The sequence below is a fragment of the Paenibacillus polymyxa genome (assembly GCF_001719045.1).
Classification (GTDB): domain Bacteria; phylum Bacillota; class Bacilli; order Paenibacillales; family Paenibacillaceae; genus Paenibacillus; species Paenibacillus polymyxa_B.
Map to the genome: position 1 here is coordinate 4,717,591 of NZ_CP015423.1, position 17,301 is coordinate 4,734,891.

The window sequence follows — 17,301 nt, forward strand, 5'->3', positions numbered from 1 at the left end:
AAATGAGAATAACAGACCTGATGATTAAAGAAACGATGATCATGGACCTGCAGGCGACGACAAAAGACGAGGCGATTGAGGAGCTTATCGCTAGTCTCGAAGCAAGTGGACGTATTAATGACCGTGCCTTGTTTAAAGAAATGATTTACAAACGTGAAGCAGAGTCTAGCACTGGAATCGGCGGCGGCATTGCGATGCCGCATGCCAAGACTAAAGCCGTGAATGAAGCGACTGTCGTTTTCGCCAAAAGCAGTAAAGGCGTAGAATTCGAATCGTTGGACGGTGAGCCGGCAAAAGTGTTCTTTATGATTGCGGCTCCAGAGGGAGCAGCAAATACGCATCTTCGCACACTAGCGGCTCTTTCCCGGCTTCTAATTGATACCGATTTCATTGACAAACTGATGAATACGCAAACACCGGATGAAGTATCCGAGCTGTTTGATACCAAGCAGGCGGAAGAAGAAGCAGCCAAGAAAGCAAAAGAAGCAAAGAAAGAGGCTGCCAAAGCACAGAAAACGCCGGATGTTATCGTTGGTAACCCGAATTCAGACGAGTTTGTGGTTGCGGTGACTGCCTGCCCTACAGGCATTGCGCATACGTTTATGGCTGAAGACGCTCTCATTAAGAAAGCGACAGAAATGGGTGTTAACATCCGGGTAGAAACGAATGGCTCGGAAGGTGCGCAAAACGTACTGACAGCGGATGAAATTCGCCGTGCCAAAGGTGTAATCGTTGCTGCTGACAAAAAGGTTGAAATGGCCAGATTTGACGGTAAACCTGTATTGCAAAGACCGGTAAGCGACGGTATCCGTAAATCTGAGGAACTGATCCGCAAAGCGCTGAACGGCGATGCCCCCATTTATCGTAGTGAAGGTAAAAGCAGCGCTGAAGAGTCGAAAGCGGAGAAGAGCAGCGTGGGCAGTAAAATCTATAAGGATTTAATGAACGGTATTTCTCATATGCTGCCATTCGTTGTAGGCGGGGGGATTTTGTTAGCAATTTCCTTTTTGATTGAACAAGTGGCAGGAGAAGACAATGCATTGTTCCAACTGTTGCAGACAATTGGCGGTGGAACAGGTGCGTTCCACTTCCTGATTCCGATACTGGCCGGATTTATCGCGATGAGCATTGGAGACCGCCCGGCACTGATGCCAGGTATGGTTGGGGGTCTGATGGCTGTAAACTCTAATGCAGGCTTCCTTGGCGGTCTGGCAGCTGGTTTCATGGCTGGTTATGTGGTGATCTTCCTGCGTAAAGCTTTTGCAGGTCTGCCGAAAGCACTGGATGGTTTAAAACCAATCTTGTTATACCCTGTATTTGGACTTCTAATTTCAGGCGCGATTATGTTCTACCTGTTCGATCCAATTTTCGGTGGTATTAATACGTGGCTTGTTAATGTTCTGAACAATTTGGGAACAGGTAATGCAGTTATTTTGGGTCTGATCCTGGGCGGAATGATGTCGATCGACATGGGTGGTCCTTTTAACAAAGCAGCTTACGCATTTTCGATCGGTGTCTTTACTTCCAGCGGTAACACGAACGGTGCCATGATGGCGGCTGTTATGGCGGCTGGTATGGTACCTCCGCTGGCGATCGCATTAGCTTCGACGTTCTTCAAAAATAAGTTTACTGAGCAAGAGCGCAAGTCTGGCTTGACGAACTATGTACTTGGATTGTCCTTCATTACAGAAGGAGCCATTCCATTCGCAGCTGCCGATCCTCTGCGTGTCCTGACCTCTTGTATTGTAGGTTCAGCGATTGCTGGTGGTCTGACGCAGTTCTGGCAAATCAATCTTCCAGCTCCACATGGCGGAATTTTTGTAGCAGCTCTTGCCAATCATGCTTTGCTGTTCTTGCTTGCAGTCGTGATCGGCTCCGTGATTTCCGCGCTCATTCTGGGACTGTGGAAAAAACCGCTCGAAGCGAAATAACGGGTATGTCAAGAGTATAAAAATTAAAAGAGGGCCACATTTCTTTAGGCCATCAAAATAGTAAAGCCGCTAAACATCAGGTTTTCTGAGTGTTTAGCGGCTTTCTTTATGCAAAGGTGTCGGCTTTGCCTATATAGCTTAATTAGTAGTTATTGCATTGGAGCTATAGCCTATAAAGCCCCTTAACCAGCTGTATAAACAGCTTTCGGGCCGAAGACATATACTGCTGGTGATGGTTGTTTTGTAGCAGTCCAATAGGAATATTCGGGTCTGTTAACTGGAGGGGGACGGTAACCAGTTCCTCCGGCAAAGGCATTGACGATAGAACCACTCCAACTGATGGAATCGTTTTTACAAATGTGGCGATCGACGAGATTTGACTGACAGTATAAAAAAACGGCATCGATGGAAAGCGGGAAAGCTCTTTCTCCAGTCGTATATGGTACAAGCAGTTCTTACCTCCGACGATAAGCGGGTACTCGTACAGATCTTCGAGATAAAGCTCACTTTTTACCGCAAAAGGGTGATTACGGGACACAATAAAGGCGATGTGTTCGTGATATACGGGTTCAAAGTGTAAGGAAGGAATCGAGTGAGGTTCCCCGGAGATTGCAAAATCCAGCTTACCGTCCACCAAAGCATTTGCGAGTGCATCCGTGTTTCCAACTGTAAAATGGCACGTAATATTCGGTTTATGCTCTCGAAACTGCTGCAGAACCAAGGGCAGTACGGTAGCCGCCACCGTTTCAATCACACCGATATGGAGCGTGCCAATCTCCTCCTTTTTCAGAGACTTCGCCTGGTCCATCACAAAATTCCAATGCTGAATAAGCCCGTTTATCTCCTCGGCATATAGTTTGCCTGGGGACGTTAACTCTGCATCCCAACCCCTTTTAAAAAGCTGAAATCCCAGCTCTTTCTCTAGCCTCTGGATTTGGTTCGTGACTGTAGACTGAGCGTAGTTTAATTTGGCAGCAGCTTTTGAAAACGTTCCTTCTTCGATTATGGTACGAAATGTAGTTAATTCTTTCAGATCCACGCATGTTCATCTCCATCGGTAAAATTGAATATATTTATGATTATTTTCAATTATACAGATGAAAATAAGAGGAGTACAATCATCTTATCCCAGCGAATAGGAGAGATGAACATGCCATTTGTACGAATTGGCTACATGGAGCAGCAATACACAGAGCAAGAGTTGCCTTGGATTAGTCGCTGTATCATGAATGCTTTGATCGAACATTTTCAGGTTCCGGAAAAAGATTACTTTCAGGTTTTTCATGCCCATAAGCAGAGCGAGTTTTATTTCAGTCCAGATTATTTGAATGTATCCAGAACAGACAAGCTACTGTACATCCAAATTACGATGGGATCGGGTAGAAGCACGGAACAAAAAAAGAGATTTTACCAAATATTAGCCGAACTCTTATCTATTGAATGTGAGATTAGACCGGAAGATGTATTTGTGACACTGGTAGAGACTGAATTAGAGGATTGGTCCTTTGGCAACGGACTTGCTCAGATGATTGTATGAAGCATAAATTGATCAGATCGAGTGTTCGGGAAACGATCGGTGATTTTGCTCCCGCTTTTGTAGGTTATACGGAGGATGTCCTTTTTGGAGATGTATGGAGAAGAAGTGAGCTATCTCTAAGGGAACGGAGTCTCATTACAGTTGCCGCTCTGGTAGCGGGTGAGCATATAAATCAACTCCCTTATCATCTGATGCTGGCCAAGGAGAACGAGATTTCGGAGGAAGAACTGGTTGAGGTCATTACACAGCTTGCCTTTTATGTAGGATGGCCCCGGGCAGCCTCAGCCATTCAGGTTGCCAAAGAAGTGTTTTGCAAAGAGAAAGAGAGTTAAGCATGAACCTAAAAAACTGCTAAGCACAAAGGATTGCGAGTGTTTGGCGGTTTTTTGGCATGATTGTATTGTTATTCTGCATTGTTACTGATAAGCAGGCGATACCCAAATAATGACTAATTGAATCGAGCAGATTCAACTGGCAATTACAGACGGTGTAGAAGTATTCGGCTTCTGTCCGTGGTCTGCGATTGACCTTGTTAGTACCAATCAGGGCTTCAGCAAACGTTACGGGTTTATCTATGTGGATCGTGAGGAGTTTGATCTCAAGGATCTGCGTCGTATTCGTAAACAAAGCTTCTATTGTTATCAAAAGCTGATTTCCACAAACGGTGAAATTCGTTAATTAAAGCCGCCGTGAAAAAGCACCTTGAGGGGGTGTTTGTATTTATAGCCTTGGGGAGAGTCTGAATTCATTCAAGCATCCAATTACTCCTTTCCCAGAAGTGTGATCGTGTATTATATAATAGAAGAAACACAAACGGAAAGGACATCATGCATTGACTTTACAACAATTAAAATATGTCATTGAGGTTGCCAATCGCGGTTCCATGAATGAGGCGGCAAAGCGGTTGTTCATTTCCCAGCCCAGTCTGTCGAACGCGATTCGTGATCTGGAGGAAGAAATTCATATCACCATTTTTGAGCGTACCAATAAGGGGATTTCTTTGTCCAAGGAAGGCGTGGAATTCCTCGGTTATGCACGTCAGGTCGTTGAGCAGGCGGAGCTGCTGGAAAGTCGCTATCTGGATGCCAAGCCTTCACCACAGCATTTTGCTGTGTCCACGCAGCATTACGCTTTTGCTGTAAATGCATTCGTAAATCTGGTAAATCAATATGGTCAAGAAGAGTATGAATTGGCTTTGCGAGAGACCAAAACCCATGAAATCATACAGGATGTCAAAAGCCTGCGCAGTGAGATCGGAATCCTGTATCTGAACGAATTTAACGCCAAGGTCATTAACAAGCTGCTAAAAGATGCGAATCTGCAATTCAACAGCCTGTTTACGGCTAAGCCACATATTTTTATCAGTGCCAATAATCCGCTATCCCGACAGTCTATCGTGACCATTGACCAGCTTCATCCGTATCCGTATTTGTCCTTTGAGCAAGGAGAGTACAATTCCTTTCACTTTTCCGAGGAGATTCTCAGTACGTTATCGCATCCCAAAAGCATTCGTGTCCATGACCGGGCTACCCTTTTTAATCTGCTCATTGGCTTGAACGGCTATACGATTTCTACCGGGGTGATCAGTGCGGATCTGAACGGTAACGATATTATTTCCGTCCCTCTGGAATGTGATGAGTCTATTAATGTGGGATGGATTTGCCATAAAAACGCTGCGCTCTCCAAGCTGGCCACTGTCTATGTAGAAGCGCTGCATGAGGCGATAGGGGAATAAAAGGTTTGGTATAGCCTTAGGCTATAACTAGCTATAGTTTATTGGAGTTACCTTATAACTGAAAATGTATGTTATCTTTCTTACAAGAACTTCACTACAGAAGCGAAAAAGGAGATAACCTTAATGAGCAGCATCCTTGATAATGCATCCCAACGTAAAGTGACCCCTTTTAGACACGATATGGTCGGCAGCTTTCTGCGCCCGCAAGCGATTAAAGACGCCAGAATTCAATTTCAAAATAATGAAATCTCTGCGGACGAGCTGAGAAAGATTGAAGATAACGAAATTATCAAGCTAGTGGAAAAGCAAAAATCCGTAGGACTTCAAGCCGTGACAGACGGTGAATTCAGACGCTCCTGGTGGCATCTTGATTTTATGTGGGGTCTGGACGGTGTGGAAAAGGTACAGCTTTCGAACGGCTACCAATTCCAAGGTGTGGAAACAAGAGCGGAAACCGCACGCTTGTCCGGTAAAATTGGACATTCCCGTCATCCTTTCATTGAAGATTTCAAATTCCTGAAGCAAGCCGCAGGTGAGGATGCGATCGCACGCCAAACGATCCCGGCACCTGCGCAATTCCTGGCCGAGCTGTTGCGCGGAGAAAATAAAGAAACAACCGATACGTATTACAGCAATCTGGATGAGCTGGTGACGGATATCGCTAAAGCTTACAAATCCGTGATTCAAGCGTTGTACAATGAGGGCTGCCGCAGCTTGCAACTGGATGATTGCACATGGGGTATGCTCTGTGATAAAAACTATTGGGAAGCTAGACAGCATGCGGGTGAGAATGTGGAAGATACCAAAAAGCTGTTTGCCCGCGTCAATCAGGAAACGGTGAAGGATCTTCCAGCCGATTTGGTCGTTACGACCCACGTATGTCGTGGTAACTACCATTCCACCTGGGCATCTTCTGGTGGCTATGAGCCTGTAGCCGAAACCCTGTTCGGCATCGACAACATCGACGGCTACTATCTCGAATTCGATACCGACCGTGCAGGTGACTTCACACCGCTTAAGCATCTGAAAGATCAAAAGCAGGTCGTACTGGGCCTCGTTTCCTCCAAAACGGGTGAACTGGAAGACAAGCAGACGGTCATTAACCGCATTAAGGAAGCGACTCAATTCGTCGACATCAACCATATCTGCCTCAGCCCACAATGCGGCTTCGCTTCGACAGAAGAGGGCAATATTCTGACAGAAGAGCAGCAGTGGAAAAAGCTTGCTTTCATTAAAGAGATTGCGGACGAGATTTGGAAATAAGGGGTTAGTTTAGGGGAATTGAAAGGTTCTATTAGTTAAAGATATTTTATTAAAAAACACGTCATATATGACGTGTTTTTTGATCTTTACAAGATTAGGTGGGCGTATTCTTTGGATTGAATTCCATAACATAAACAACATGGTCATATGGTTTCGCCAAACTGATAGCGGGAAACTCTAAAAAAGCATAATTTCTGAATATCCTAAAAAAAAGGTTAAGACTCTTTTATGTTTGTCCACTTCCCTTTTACAACTCTTGCATACAATGGATTGTAGAATGGCATTAAGAGGGAGTGAAAAAAAATGAGTCTTTATTTTCGAAACAGCACCAATTCTACCGTACAAGTAGCCATTTTCTATCACGCGAGTAGGTGTGGGTTTGTCTTTGTGGGACAAACTGGTATATTGGCTACCTGGTACCGTTTGGCGCCTGGTCAAACGAGGGAAGTTGTTACTAGCAACGTAGGGGATAGAACAATATATTATTACGCTGAGAGCGTATCAAGAAATCTTGTGTGGTCAGGTAATTTCCCCATACATGTTCCTAATTATAATTTCAGTGGATGTTGGATCTGGAATATTAATGGTAATCTATGCAATAATTGTAGAAGAGTTGGTTTTAAAACACTTAACATCCAACGCGGTTTCGTGAACTTTACAGTCAACCTTATTACAAATAATGCTCAAAGAAAAACGAAGCTAAAAAATGTTCGTATGGTATTGCCCACAAAAAGGGTAAAAAGAAAATCTAAATTGAATGACCGCAAGAAACTACCTAGAAGCCAATAATTTCCTAATGGATGGGAATCCTTTGTGATTTCGTATTCAATTCAGTTCGCGCTTTTATATAAGAAACTTGAAATTAAGTTAATAGTGGCTATATATATATTATTTTAATTTTCGATAGGGTATTGAACTTACGTAAAACAATAGTGCAATAGGAACTGCCTTGTTAACTAAAGGTGGCTCCTTTATTTTTGCTAAAAAATCCTTTTAATTTGTAATCTCCCGTATCACATTCCTCGCCAAGCGTACTTTCTCTGGACTCGACTTTTTGAGCATCGTAATAATTTCTATAATATCTTCATCAGACTCCACAATTTTGGGGTCCTCGCTTACATATGAAAACAACTGAACTAAGTTTACGTCTAGTGCTTTTGCAATTTTAGCTACATTTATCAAAGAAACATTTTTTTCTCCACGTTCGATCTGTCCAATGTATGTAAAATGGAATCCACCTTTTTCCCCAAGAGCTTCTTGTGAGAGGCCTTTTTCTTTGCGTAACACTCTTATTCTAGCCCCAACTAGCTTTAGTACTTCTTTGTCCTGCATTTATCTACACCCCTTCATACTAAAAAGTGTAGACAAGATTTTATTGGGTAAACATGAGATTAAAAATCGTATATTTAGCATGTATTATATCTATAAGTATTATTTTAGAGTATAATAAGACTAATCTTTAAATTCTCTGGAGGAATAGATATGAAAGAAGCTCCTTCTACCTTTATTCCAAGTCCCACTCAACCGTCCAGACCCTCACAACACCTACATAATTCAATAACGGATTTTCACACTCTATCCCAATACCACATGAAACTAGCCCAAATCCTGTACAAGCACAATCAAGTCCAATGCTGCATTATCCTATGTGACTGGGCTTTGACCTCCATGTTAAAAGCACTATATATGAAAGAAAATAACAGCCGTTTCCCTCCCGGATTACTGTCTATGACTGATCTGCTGCACTTATTACATACCGAAACCAACCCGGGATTGGATGTTGTTGTATTTATAGGCACCACTCAATTTCTTTCATCCCAGTTAGAAACCCCGCTCCTTCAAAAGATGAAGCACAAGGATGTGAGCAGGCTACTGCGAAGAACGGACGACATTCTCTGCCAGTTGTCATCCAGAGTCATTAGCGATCTATCTCAAACGTATCAGTCCATTTTCTGAGTAGTCCTTCCATGGCAAATAAACTTGCCGATTCGCCCTGTCGTTATCCGCTTTTCTTCATACGATAAAAGTAAGCTTTAACGCAAGGAGGGATTCAGACATGGGTGAAGTAGGTTACGGTGGAGCATGGACATCCACAGGAGCGATTTTGGTATTGTTCATTTTGTTGGTAATTATTACTAAGTCTTTTCTGATCTAACAGCAGGTTAGCATCGCTTAAATCCACAAATCGGCCTTCTTTCACGACATCGTGAGGGAGGGCTTTTTATGCAGAATAGGTGTTAGCCCAACATGTTGTCTGGCCCTGCAAGCATTGTTATACTTTACATACAGGGAGATTTTCCCTCAAATATATGGCAATACGGATAGCGTAAGACGTGGAAAAACAGAAATTCGTTGACCACAATCAGGAGGATCGCATGATGAATACGGCAAGCAGTCCATTTCAATTTACGACAGACACGGCGACTCTTTGCTTATTTGATACGCAAGCTCTTAAGCACCGTTTGGACGATGATCCGGATTGGTGGTCCATCGAAGAGGACGAGCTGGGCGAGTTGAACAAAGGAAATGTAGCTTTTTTGAATCTGGGAGCGGACGGGACCTATGAGGTTGTGATGACAGATCATATCGACAAGCCTACTGTGCGGCTGTTTTTGAAGGTTCCCTCAGGCAACCTATTTATTGGAGCAGGGGAGGAAGCCACAAGTGGTGGACTGGAGCCTGAATGCGTATGGGGAGGGACGTTCCTTTCTGTGCAACCGGGATTTTATGAATGCTTGGCGAGCAGAGAAGACAATCGTATTTATCTTTCTTTAAAAAAAGGAAGCGAAGGCAGCAATAGCTTTACAGGTCTGATTCGATTGTAGGTTGTAGGCAACCCGTAACGGCCCATACAAGCCGCCTGAACAGGTGGAGGCCGGACAACCTAAACTGGGGAAATAGAAAAAAGGCTATCCCCACGGCTTACACATCCGTGAAGACAGCCCTTTATCTGTCTATTGATACTTTACAATAATGGCATTGCTGATTTGGCGGCCGGGTGTGGTGAGGTAGGAGCCGTTGTAATACAGCCCGCTGGAAGCACCGCCGTCCAGATTCATGGCCTGATAAGCGCCAGCCTGCTTCATCATTTGGGCGAGCTGCGGTATAGTCGCTCCACTTGTGGTCAGGAGGATCAGCTTATGATCCCGACTCATCCCGAGTGCGCTGCGGGCGCCGCCGCCTGTTAATATTTTAGGGTCCTTGAAGCCTTCGGCTTTGACATTTAGGGAAACCTGACCGTTCGTGACCAGACGAGGCCCGGCTTGAAGGGCACCTTCGACGCTACCTTGGCTTAAGCGTTGTTCAAAGGCAGAACCCGACATTAACTCGGATAAATGGTTGGCATCGTAGGTGAAGACCGTCCGTTGGTCGCCAGAGCTTTTTTTCAACATCTTTCCGTGACTGACCAGGTAGCCGTAAGGCGTTTTGTAAGAGCTTTTGGTATAGGCATCAAAGAATGTACCATTGATGGCTACAACCGCTTGGTTACGTTTGGCGAGACTACTTAAGTCTTCCACTTTACCAATGGAATCGCCTGCCAGTGCCACGTCCAGGCTTACCTTGGGATGGAGCATAGAGATGGTGACCACCTTAGCGGAAAATGTACGAGACCCGACCTTGAAGCTTTTATGAGCTGTCGTAATGGGTGTAGTGTTTCCGGGTAGCTTGCCAGTATGTACCGGAAGCGTGACGGACGTTGCACCTTGCTTAATGCGTACTGCTGAGGTTTCCTTTTGCCATGAGACTTGCAGGTTTAGATATTGACTGATGAACTGCAAGGGGACATAGGTCGAACCGTTATCGGTAAAAGGAGCATTTTGCAAATGGACCGTTTGATCATTCACTTTGGCAGTAGATTTCCCGGCAAATAGGGTGATCCGAGTATTGCCTTGCGCAATTTCTATTTTTTTGTCCGCTGCCGTTAAATTGAATGTGATCCCTTCATAGCTGTTCAGAAGACGAAGCGGGATGAAGGAGTGGTTACTCTGGTCCACATAGACCAGCATAGGTGCTGGGGCAGCAGCGTAGATCGGGGATACCAGTAATAGCAAGGACAGGATAACAAGTGCGGTGATTCTTTTCATGAATAGATCAATCTCCTTATGTAGTCTTGACACTTTACGAGGTGCTTGTAATTATATCGGGTTTTATAAGTTGTAAATGTATGTTATGCGAATTTTGAGTGTTTAGCTGATATAGGAAGCGGGAGGTTGGAGATGAGCAGGTATGAGACAAGACTTGAGGATTACCGTCGCAGAGAGCGCCCGTCTTATCGTGTATTTGAAGGATTGCAGGAATTGGTGCGTAGCGTGGGGCAACTGCATAATAACTGGTTATATGTGAATGTGGATCAATGGGATCAAGACCCTGTTCACACACCGATTTATTATTGGGATGAGCATTGGCTAGAGGAATGTGCAGAGGAGGGTACAGTCGTAACCAACGAACAGGACGAGTATATTCCCAAGTGGGTGCCGGATCGTCAGGTTCAAACCTGGTTTGAGTTGGCGACCTTCGAAAGTATTGTGGAAGTCCTTAAGGCTGCCGGACAGCCAGTGACGCTTCAGATGGTGATTATGGCGGTAAAATACTATGACAAACGAGATGCCTATCTGGACTATGAAGAGGTGAAGGCAGTGACAGACCTGTGGTCTGTGCTGACAAAGGTGAGAAACCACCTAACAGAATGAACAAAGTCTGTAGAACAAACAGGGCATACATACACTGGATGGGAGAAGCAAATGAGTTGGTTGAATCATGAAATGGCAGCAAAGTGGCGACAGGAAGGAAAAAGGTATGCCGCAGATGTGAATGAATTTGTCAGAGTCGGCAGGAAAGTGAATGGCAGCAGGAGCAATCAGAGCCAAACCAGGACGAACGCCCCAAGATGGCCAAAGATATTTTTCGTATGATTCAGGAGGCGAATCAGGCTGGTGAAATGGAGCAGTTACGTCGAGAGATTCCAGCCGCGTCTTGGCCGCTTACACCAGCGTTCGAGGAGGCTTTGCAAGCCGTTAGGCCGATAGCTTTTGTGAATGGAGGCAATGAAGTCATTCTACATGCGGGCAATCCTCGGGAACGTGGGACGATCTATGTGACGGGAAAAGATAGAATCTTGCAAATCCCCGGACTGCATCGAGTAGGCTGTTCGCCGGACGGGACTTATTTTGCGTTGGTGGATGGACAGGGGATTCGGATTGTTCGTCAACCGGACTTAAATCTGCAAGGAGAAGAGACAGCACATTTTCAGTGGAAGGATATACAAGGCCGCTTAAAAGCATCCATTCCTGATCTGGAGTGCTTGGGAGATGAGGAGCATCCTGAAGATATATTAGATGAAGTGATTCCGTTTGGCGATGGACAGCGACTTCTGCTGGTTTGCGGTTACGGCGTTTATTTGCTGGCTGGTGATCTGGTGGATTTGATCCATCCCAAGGCGTCTGAACGAAGAAAACTAGAGTTGGAAGACACGATTGTGGATATGGCGCATGGAGCTGTGTCGAAGGATGGACGTTGGATTGCTTACGGTAGCCAGATGAGTGAGCATATGCTTATGGATCTGTCTGATAAGACGGTGCATACATTGGAGCCAAGTTCTAGTTATCCGCATTATGCTCTATTTTCCAAAGATGATCTGGACGTCTGGTACAATGCCTGTCATTTCTACAACGGTGCCACCATTCAAGTGTCGATTGCTGAGGTGGAGCAGGGTCTTGCTCAGAATAAGGAAGAATGGCCGATGATGAATGAAGAAATGCGAGTATACGCTGCAACAGCGCTGACACAAGGATCTATTTTGGGTGATGCCTACGGTTATCTCCGTCTGATTGACAGGGAGGGCCGTGAACTTTGGCGCTATTTTGTCGGCAGTACGATATCCGGGCTGGCAGTTACACCTGATGAAAGTATGTTGGCGGTTGGAACGTATGGCGGTATGCTTCATTTGATTGATTTGCAGAGCGGCACGAAGGACGAATATAGCATTGGCACCGCGCCAATTCACGAGACAGCGCGTTGGGTGATCTGGCGGAACTATGAGCCCTTGCGCTGGTAATACTAATATTCCGCAAATGGTGATAAAAGCAAGTTCTGATAAGCTGAACTTAAAAAGCGTAGCAGCACATGATTACAATGCTATTTTCAGATAGAGGGCATTTGGCATTAACCCATGATGCAAAATGTGAATAGAGAGGAAAGAGGTGTGAAGACATGGACAAGAAAGCGGATATTCGTACATCCATGAAGGAACTATTTGCTCAGATGGATGAAGCCTTTTTTATGGATGTGGAAGAAAATGTACCGATGGAAATGCGTGATGGGAATGTTGACGAGGAGGGATGGATCAAGTGGAAGCCTCTCCTTTCACAGATTACTGAACAGGAAGTTCGGGAGATGGAGGAAAAATACCATTTTGAGCTGCCGCCCCTGCTGAGGAGTTTTATCATGTCCTACCATTATGTATCTTTACAATTCGATAATGAGTCTATCCCGGGAGTATACTGGAGCGATTGTACGTTTGTTGAGTTCCCACGTCTGCCTGTAGGTCAAGGCTTAAAGGCATTTTATGATTTGCTTGATCAATGGTCACCTCTTCTGTCAGCAGGCTACATTCCTTTTGCAATAGCAGAGGACGACCAGGGTCCCGTTTGTTTAAATGCAGGCAGCAGACATAAGGACGGCGATTATCCTATTGTTTGGTTCTTTCATGAGGACCTACAGCATTTGAATGAGGATGAGCTACGGATCAGGAGTAATCTGCTTCCCCATGTACAGGGGCTGTTTCCATCTTCTGTCGAAATGTTTAACGTGATGTTTAAGCACATTAGACACTAACGATTTCCTGAAATGTAATTTTAATGTTTAGTCGACCGAGATATTGACATAAAAAATGAGGAATGATATAAAAAAGGTAGGCTAGCACTCGAATGATGGGAGTGCTAACAAAGTTGAATCGTTTGCATAGCTCATATCCGCTGGCCTTACATAGGTTCATATTTGAAAGGAGATATCCGAATGGAGAAAAAACAGTTTCAGGCTGAGTCCAAGCGTCTGCTCGAAATGATGATTAACTCGATTTACACGCAAAAGGAAATTTTCCTAAGAGAGCTGATCTCCAATGCAAGTGATGCGATTGACAAAATTTATTACAAAGCATTGACGGATGATCAACTGGTCTTTGACAAAGAAAATTATTATATCAAAGTAACTGCCGATAAGGATAACAGAACGCTAACCCTGCGTGATACCGGGATTGGTATGACCAAGGAAGAGCTAGAAAATAACCTGGGTGTTATTGCTAAAAGTGGTTCACTGGCATTCAAAAATGAAAATGAATCCAAGGATGGTCATGACATCATCGGTCAATTCGGCGTTGGCTTCTATTCAGCTTTCATGGTAGCAGATGTGGTTACAGTGACTACCAAGGCTTTGGGAAGCGATACTGCATATAAATGGGAATCCACAGGTGCAGACGGGTATACCATTGAGGCAGCTGAGAAGGACGAGGTCGGAACAGAGATAGTTCTGAAAATCAAGGCAAACACCGAAGATGAGTCCTACGACGAATATTTGGACGAGTACCGTTTAAAAGCACTGATTAAAAAATACTCCGACTTTATCCGCTATCCGATTAAAATGGATATTACAGGCAAGCGTCTGAAAGAGGGAAGCGACAACGAGTTCGAGGATTACGAAGAAGAACAGCGTATTAACAGCATGGTTCCTATCTGGAGAAAAAACAAAAGCGAGCTGACCGACGAGGATTATCAAAATTTCTACGCGGAAAAACGCTATGGCTACGACAAGCCGCTCCAGCATATCCACGTCAGTGCGGATGGCGCGGTAGTGTACCAAGCTATTCTGTTTATTCCTGAAAATATTCCGTTTGATTTCTACTCCAAGGAATATGAAAAAGGGCTGGAGTTGTATGCCAACGGTGTGCTGATTATGGAAAAATCTTCTGATCTGCTGCCGGATTATTTTAGCTTTGTCAAAGGTATGGTCGACTCCGAAAGCCTGTCGCTCAACATTTCCAGAGAAATGCTGCAGCATGACCGTCAGCTGAAGCTGATTGCTAAAAATATCGAGAGCAAAATCAAAGGCCAATTGCTGACCTTGCTCAAAAATGATCGGGAGAAATATGATCAATTCTACAAATCATTTGGCAGACAATTAAAATTTGGTGTCTACAACGATTACGGCAGACATAAAGAAACTCTCCAGGATCTGCTCATGTTCTACTCTTCTACAGAGAAAAAGCAGGTTACTTTGGACGAATACGTATCGCGTATGCCAGAGGATCAGAAGTATATTTATTACGCTTCCGGGGAGTCCAATGAGCGTATTGAAAAACTGCCGCAAACCGAAATGGTGGCTGACAAAGGCTACGAAATTCTGTATTTCACCGATGATATTGATGAGTTCGCTATTAAAATGCTCTTAAGCTACAAAGAGAAAGAATTCAAATCTGTATCGAGCGGCGATCTGGGCATTGAGCCTGACGAAAACGAGAAAGAATCAGAAGCAGAACAAAACGACAACAAAGAGCTGTTCGAGTACATGAAGGGCTTGCTGGAAGGCAAGGTATCCAGTGTTAAAGCCTCCAAGCGCTTGAAGACACATCCGGTATGTCTGTCCGCAGACGGCGAAGTGACGATTGAGATGGAAAAAATCTTGAACGCCATGCCTAATAACGCCGATGTCAAAGCGAATAAAGTGCTGGAAATCAACGTAAACCATGCGGTGTTCAACTCTTTGAAAGAAGCTTTTGACAAGGATAAGGAGAAGGTAAACCTCTATACGGCATTACTGTATAATCAGGCTTTGCTGATCGAAGGCTTGCCACTGCAAGATCCGGTTGAATTCACGAACGATATTTGCAAAATCATGGTTTAACAAGCTTTATTATTGTATAGAGCCGTTCCCATACTGGGGACGGCTTTATTTATCATAAACACTTCTTAAAGCCCCATAATAGGTCATATAGCGCTTACAGAAGAAGGGATGGGCCCACACAATGCCGATCATACTCAATTAAAGGAGGGCAATTATATGAGTCTGGATCAAGCCAACCAGGAACTCCAAAATTTAGACCGAAATGAGCTTATAGAGTTAGTGGAAAAAATCATCAGAGGTGAGGGAACAGAAGAGGAAATCGACAGCATGCTGACCATAGTGATGCAAAATACGCCCCATCCGGGGATCAGTAATTTGATCTACTGGGATAATCGTGATTTGAGTGCGGCAGAGATCGTAGATGAGGCATTACGCTATCAGCCCATTATTTTACCACCCCATGAATCTTCTCCATAGGATGCGGAGGGGTGGTCTTTTGTTTAGAAATAAGATAGTATTAACTCTTTAGGACTATGAGCATTAGATTCAAAAAAACTTCCGTTAAATGCGTGCTGACTTCCCTGGAGTGTATGGGGTAATGTTGGTTTTCTGCACACTTTACGGAGTTTTTATTCCTAATTTTGGCATTTGTAAAGTTTTTGTGACATGTTCCTGTGAATTTTGATACAGCAAATTGTCGTTTTTCTTGATTATTTGGTGGGATGTCTTTATAATCATTTTGTTTGCAAGAATGATTAGCGATTAGCGTATGGAATAAGGAGGTTATTTATTTTGGGAAAAGCATTGATTATTGGCGCCGGTGGCGTGGCCAGCGTTGTGGTGCATAAATGTTGCCAAAACCCAGATGTATTTGAAGAAATTTGTATCGCAAGCAGAACTGTTGAGAAATGCGATGCGCTTAAAGAGAAGCTGGGTGGAGGTCGTACGAAGATCCAAACGGCTCAGCTTGATGCTGACAACACCGACATGGTCATTGACTTGATTCGAAGCTTTCAACCGGATGTAGTTATCAATGTGGCTCTCCCTTATCAGGATTTGACGATAATGGATGCTTGCCTTGAGACAGGTGTTCATTACGTTGATACGGCGAACTATGAACCGCCGGATACGCCGAAGTTTGAATACAGCTGGCAATGGGCCTACAAAGAAAGATTCGAAAAAGCAGGAATTACAGCTCTGCTGGGCAGCGGTTTTGATCCAGGCGTAACTGGAGTATTTACGGCTTATGCTCAAAAGCACTACTTTGATGAAATTCATACGATTGATATTGTGGATGCGAATGCAGGGGACCACGGATATCCTTTTGCAACTAACTTTAATCCGGAAATCAATATTCGTGAAATTACGGCGAAGGGCCGTTACTTTGAAAACGGAGAATGGATTGAAACTGAGCCACTTTCTGAGAAAAAGGTATACGACCTTCCTGAAATTGGACCGAAAAATATATATCTTTTGTACCATGAAGAACTGGAATCTCTTGCAGTGAATATTAAAGGCGTGAAAAAAATCCGCTTCTGGATGACGTTCTCGGACAATTATCTGAATCATTTGAATGTACTTCAAAACGTAGGCATGACTTCGATCGAGCCTATTGATTACGAAGGACAACAAATCATTCCACTGCAATTCCTGAAAGCTATTTTGCCAGACCCGGCTTCTCTGGGACCAAGAACAAAAGGCAAAACGAACATTGGTTGTATCATCCAAGGTGTGAAAGATGGAAAACCAAAAACGTATTATGTTTACAATGTTTGTGATCATGAGGAATGTTATGCAGAGGTTGGCTCCCAAGCCATTTCTTACACAACTGGTGTTCCTGCCATGATCGGCGCAATGCTTATCATCAAAGGTATCTGGAAAAAACCAGGCGTTTACAACGTTGAGGAATTTGATCCAGATCCATTTATGGAAGCACTAAATAAACACGGATTGCCATGGCAAGAGAACTTTACGCCAACGTTGCTTGATTGAGGTCTGCG

General features: G+C 44.1%; 17 protein-coding genes and 2 pseudogenes. 16 read left to right on the forward strand and 3 right to left on the reverse strand.

What is annotated here, in order from left to right; genetic code table 11:
• The first annotated feature begins 2 nt into the window (after positions 1-2).
• Positions 3-1,931 carry a PTS fructose transporter subunit IIABC gene (locus AOU00_RS21330; protein WP_061828658.1) on the forward strand — a complete coding sequence of 643 codons (1,929 nt, stop codon included), beginning with the start codon at positions 3-5 and terminating at the stop codon, positions 1,929-1,931.
• 163 nt (positions 1,932-2,094) lie between these two features.
• Here AOU00_RS21330 and AOU00_RS21335 read toward each other — a convergent pair whose 3' ends face one another.
• Positions 2,095-2,970, reverse strand: a complete 876-nt coding sequence (locus tag AOU00_RS21335; protein ID WP_061828656.1) for a LysR family transcriptional regulator — start codon at positions 2,968-2,970, stop codon at positions 2,095-2,097.
• A gap of 111 nt (positions 2,971-3,081) precedes the next feature.
• On the opposite strand from AOU00_RS21335, the gene AOU00_RS21340 reads away from it, so the two are divergent.
• The 6 genes and pseudogenes from AOU00_RS21340 to AOU00_RS27745 all read left to right on the forward strand — a co-directional run bounded on the left by AOU00_RS21340 (position 3,082) and on the right by AOU00_RS27745 (position 7,255).
• Complete coding sequence (locus AOU00_RS21340; RefSeq protein ID WP_061828654.1) at positions 3,082-3,468, forward strand: tautomerase family protein; 387 nt, start codon at positions 3,082-3,084, stop codon at positions 3,466-3,468.
• The gene (locus tag AOU00_RS21345) at positions 3,465-3,800 is read left to right on the forward strand and encodes a carboxymuconolactone decarboxylase family protein (RefSeq protein ID WP_061828652.1); all 336 of its coding nucleotides are present in this window, start codon (positions 3,465-3,467) and stop codon (positions 3,798-3,800) included. The genes AOU00_RS21340 and AOU00_RS21345 overlap by 4 nt, the downstream gene beginning before the upstream one ends.
• Positions 3,801-3,924: 124 nt before the next feature.
• Positions 3,925-4,146: pseudogene (locus tag AOU00_RS25960) on the forward strand (family 1 glycosylhydrolase); the annotation flags it as partial.
• Positions 4,147-4,300: 154 nt separating this feature from the next.
• On the forward strand, positions 4,301-5,203 hold the full coding sequence (locus tag AOU00_RS21350) for a LysR family transcriptional regulator (protein WP_023987954.1): 903 nt from the start codon (positions 4,301-4,303) through the stop codon (positions 5,201-5,203).
• A gap of 123 nt (positions 5,204-5,326) precedes the next feature.
• Positions 5,327-6,466, forward strand: coding sequence for a 5-methyltetrahydropteroyltriglutamate--homocysteine S-methyltransferase (locus AOU00_RS21355; protein WP_061828650.1), 1,140 nt, complete (start codon positions 5,327-5,329; stop codon positions 6,464-6,466).
• A gap of 303 nt (positions 6,467-6,769) precedes the next feature.
• Positions 6,770-7,255 carry a DUF1036 domain-containing protein gene (locus AOU00_RS27745; protein ID WP_061828649.1) on the forward strand — a complete coding sequence of 162 codons (486 nt, stop codon included), beginning with the start codon at positions 6,770-6,772 and terminating at the stop codon, positions 7,253-7,255.
• Between the two features lie 204 nt (positions 7,256-7,459).
• On the opposite strand, the gene AOU00_RS21365 is transcribed toward AOU00_RS27745, so the two are convergent.
• Complete coding sequence (locus AOU00_RS21365) at positions 7,460-7,798, reverse strand: helix-turn-helix domain-containing protein (protein WP_023987960.1); 339 nt, start codon at positions 7,796-7,798, stop codon at positions 7,460-7,462.
• Between the two features lie 396 nt (positions 7,799-8,194).
• On the opposite strand from AOU00_RS21365, the gene AOU00_RS27235 reads away from it, so the two are divergent.
• From AOU00_RS27235 to AOU00_RS21375, 3 genes are all read left to right on the forward strand, one after another.
• A complete protein-coding gene (locus AOU00_RS27235) occupies positions 8,195-8,422 on the forward strand; it encodes a hypothetical protein (protein ID WP_237166220.1) in 228 nt (75 codons plus the stop codon).
• Positions 8,423-8,522: 100 nt separating this feature from the next.
• Complete coding sequence (locus AOU00_RS26810; RefSeq protein WP_014599622.1) at positions 8,523-8,621, forward strand: hypothetical protein; 99 nt, start codon at positions 8,523-8,525, stop codon at positions 8,619-8,621.
• A 223-nt stretch (positions 8,622-8,844) separates the two neighbouring features.
• Positions 8,845-9,291 (forward strand): DUF6386 family protein, encoded by a 447-nt coding sequence (locus AOU00_RS21375; RefSeq protein ID WP_235307995.1) that lies wholly within the window; start codon positions 8,845-8,847, stop codon positions 9,289-9,291.
• A 129-nt stretch (positions 9,292-9,420) separates the two neighbouring features.
• Here AOU00_RS21375 and AOU00_RS21380 read toward each other — a convergent pair whose 3' ends face one another.
• Complete coding sequence (locus AOU00_RS21380) at positions 9,421-10,551, reverse strand: phosphodiester glycosidase family protein (RefSeq protein ID WP_061828646.1); 1,131 nt, start codon at positions 10,549-10,551, stop codon at positions 9,421-9,423.
• Between the two features lie 132 nt (positions 10,552-10,683).
• On the opposite strand from AOU00_RS21380, the gene AOU00_RS21385 reads away from it, so the two are divergent.
• From AOU00_RS21385 to AOU00_RS21410, 6 genes and pseudogenes are all read left to right on the forward strand, one after another.
• Positions 10,684-11,157, forward strand: a complete 474-nt coding sequence (locus AOU00_RS21385; protein ID WP_061828645.1) for a DUF7716 domain-containing protein — start codon at positions 10,684-10,686, stop codon at positions 11,155-11,157.
• Between the two features lie 51 nt (positions 11,158-11,208).
• Positions 11,209-12,521 (forward strand): annotated as a pseudogene (locus tag AOU00_RS21390) (hypothetical protein).
• Positions 12,522-12,676: 155 nt separating this feature from the next.
• Positions 12,677-13,300, forward strand: a complete 624-nt coding sequence (locus tag AOU00_RS21395) for an SMI1/KNR4 family protein (RefSeq protein ID WP_061828644.1) — start codon at positions 12,677-12,679, stop codon at positions 13,298-13,300.
• A gap of 180 nt (positions 13,301-13,480) precedes the next feature.
• Positions 13,481-15,361, forward strand: coding sequence for a molecular chaperone HtpG (htpG, locus tag AOU00_RS21400; RefSeq protein ID WP_061828643.1), 1,881 nt, complete (start codon positions 13,481-13,483; stop codon positions 15,359-15,361).
• Positions 15,362-15,517: 156 nt separating this feature from the next.
• Positions 15,518-15,778: a bacteriocin immunity protein gene (locus tag AOU00_RS21405; protein ID WP_061828642.1), complete on the forward strand. Its 261-nt coding sequence runs from the start codon at positions 15,518-15,520 to the stop codon at positions 15,776-15,778.
• Between the two features lie 315 nt (positions 15,779-16,093).
• Positions 16,094-17,293, forward strand: coding sequence for a saccharopine dehydrogenase family protein (locus AOU00_RS21410; RefSeq protein ID WP_013309649.1), 1,200 nt, complete (start codon positions 16,094-16,096; stop codon positions 17,291-17,293).
• Positions 17,294-17,301: the final 8 nt, after the last annotated feature.

Excerpts from the sequence above, each read along its gene's own strand:
- AOU00_RS21345 (WP_061828652.1), top strand. The coding sequence starts at position 3,465 with ATGAAGCATAAATTGATCAGATCGAGTGTTCGGGAAACGATCGGTGAT.
- AOU00_RS21375 (WP_235307995.1), top strand. The coding sequence starts at position 8,845 with ATGAATACGGCAAGCAGTCCATTTCAATTTACGACAGACACGGCGACT.
- AOU00_RS21365 (WP_023987960.1), bottom strand. The coding sequence starts at position 7,798 with ATGCAGGACAAAGAAGTACTAAAGCTAGTTGGGGCTAGAATAAGAGTG.
- htpG (WP_061828643.1), top strand. The coding sequence starts at position 13,481 with ATGGAGAAAAAACAGTTTCAGGCTGAGTCCAAGCGTCTGCTCGAAATG.
- AOU00_RS21385 (WP_061828645.1), top strand. The coding sequence starts at position 10,684 with ATGAGCAGGTATGAGACAAGACTTGAGGATTACCGTCGCAGAGAGCGC.
- AOU00_RS21395 (WP_061828644.1), top strand. The coding sequence starts at position 12,677 with ATGGACAAGAAAGCGGATATTCGTACATCCATGAAGGAACTATTTGCT.
- AOU00_RS21355 (WP_061828650.1), top strand. The coding sequence starts at position 5,327 with ATGAGCAGCATCCTTGATAATGCATCCCAACGTAAAGTGACCCCTTTT.
- AOU00_RS26810 (WP_014599622.1), top strand. The coding sequence starts at position 8,523 with ATGGGTGAAGTAGGTTACGGTGGAGCATGGACATCCACAGGAGCGATT.
- AOU00_RS21340 (WP_061828654.1), top strand. The coding sequence starts at position 3,082 with ATGCCATTTGTACGAATTGGCTACATGGAGCAGCAATACACAGAGCAA.
- AOU00_RS21380 (WP_061828646.1), bottom strand. The coding sequence starts at position 10,551 with ATGAAAAGAATCACCGCACTTGTTATCCTGTCCTTGCTATTACTGGTA.
- AOU00_RS27235 (WP_237166220.1), top strand. The coding sequence starts at position 8,195 with ATGACTGATCTGCTGCACTTATTACATACCGAAACCAACCCGGGATTG.
- AOU00_RS21330 (WP_061828658.1), top strand. The coding sequence starts at position 3 with ATGAGAATAACAGACCTGATGATTAAAGAAACGATGATCATGGACCTG.
- AOU00_RS21405 (WP_061828642.1), top strand. The coding sequence starts at position 15,518 with ATGAGTCTGGATCAAGCCAACCAGGAACTCCAAAATTTAGACCGAAAT.
- AOU00_RS27745 (WP_061828649.1), top strand. The coding sequence starts at position 6,770 with ATGAGTCTTTATTTTCGAAACAGCACCAATTCTACCGTACAAGTAGCC.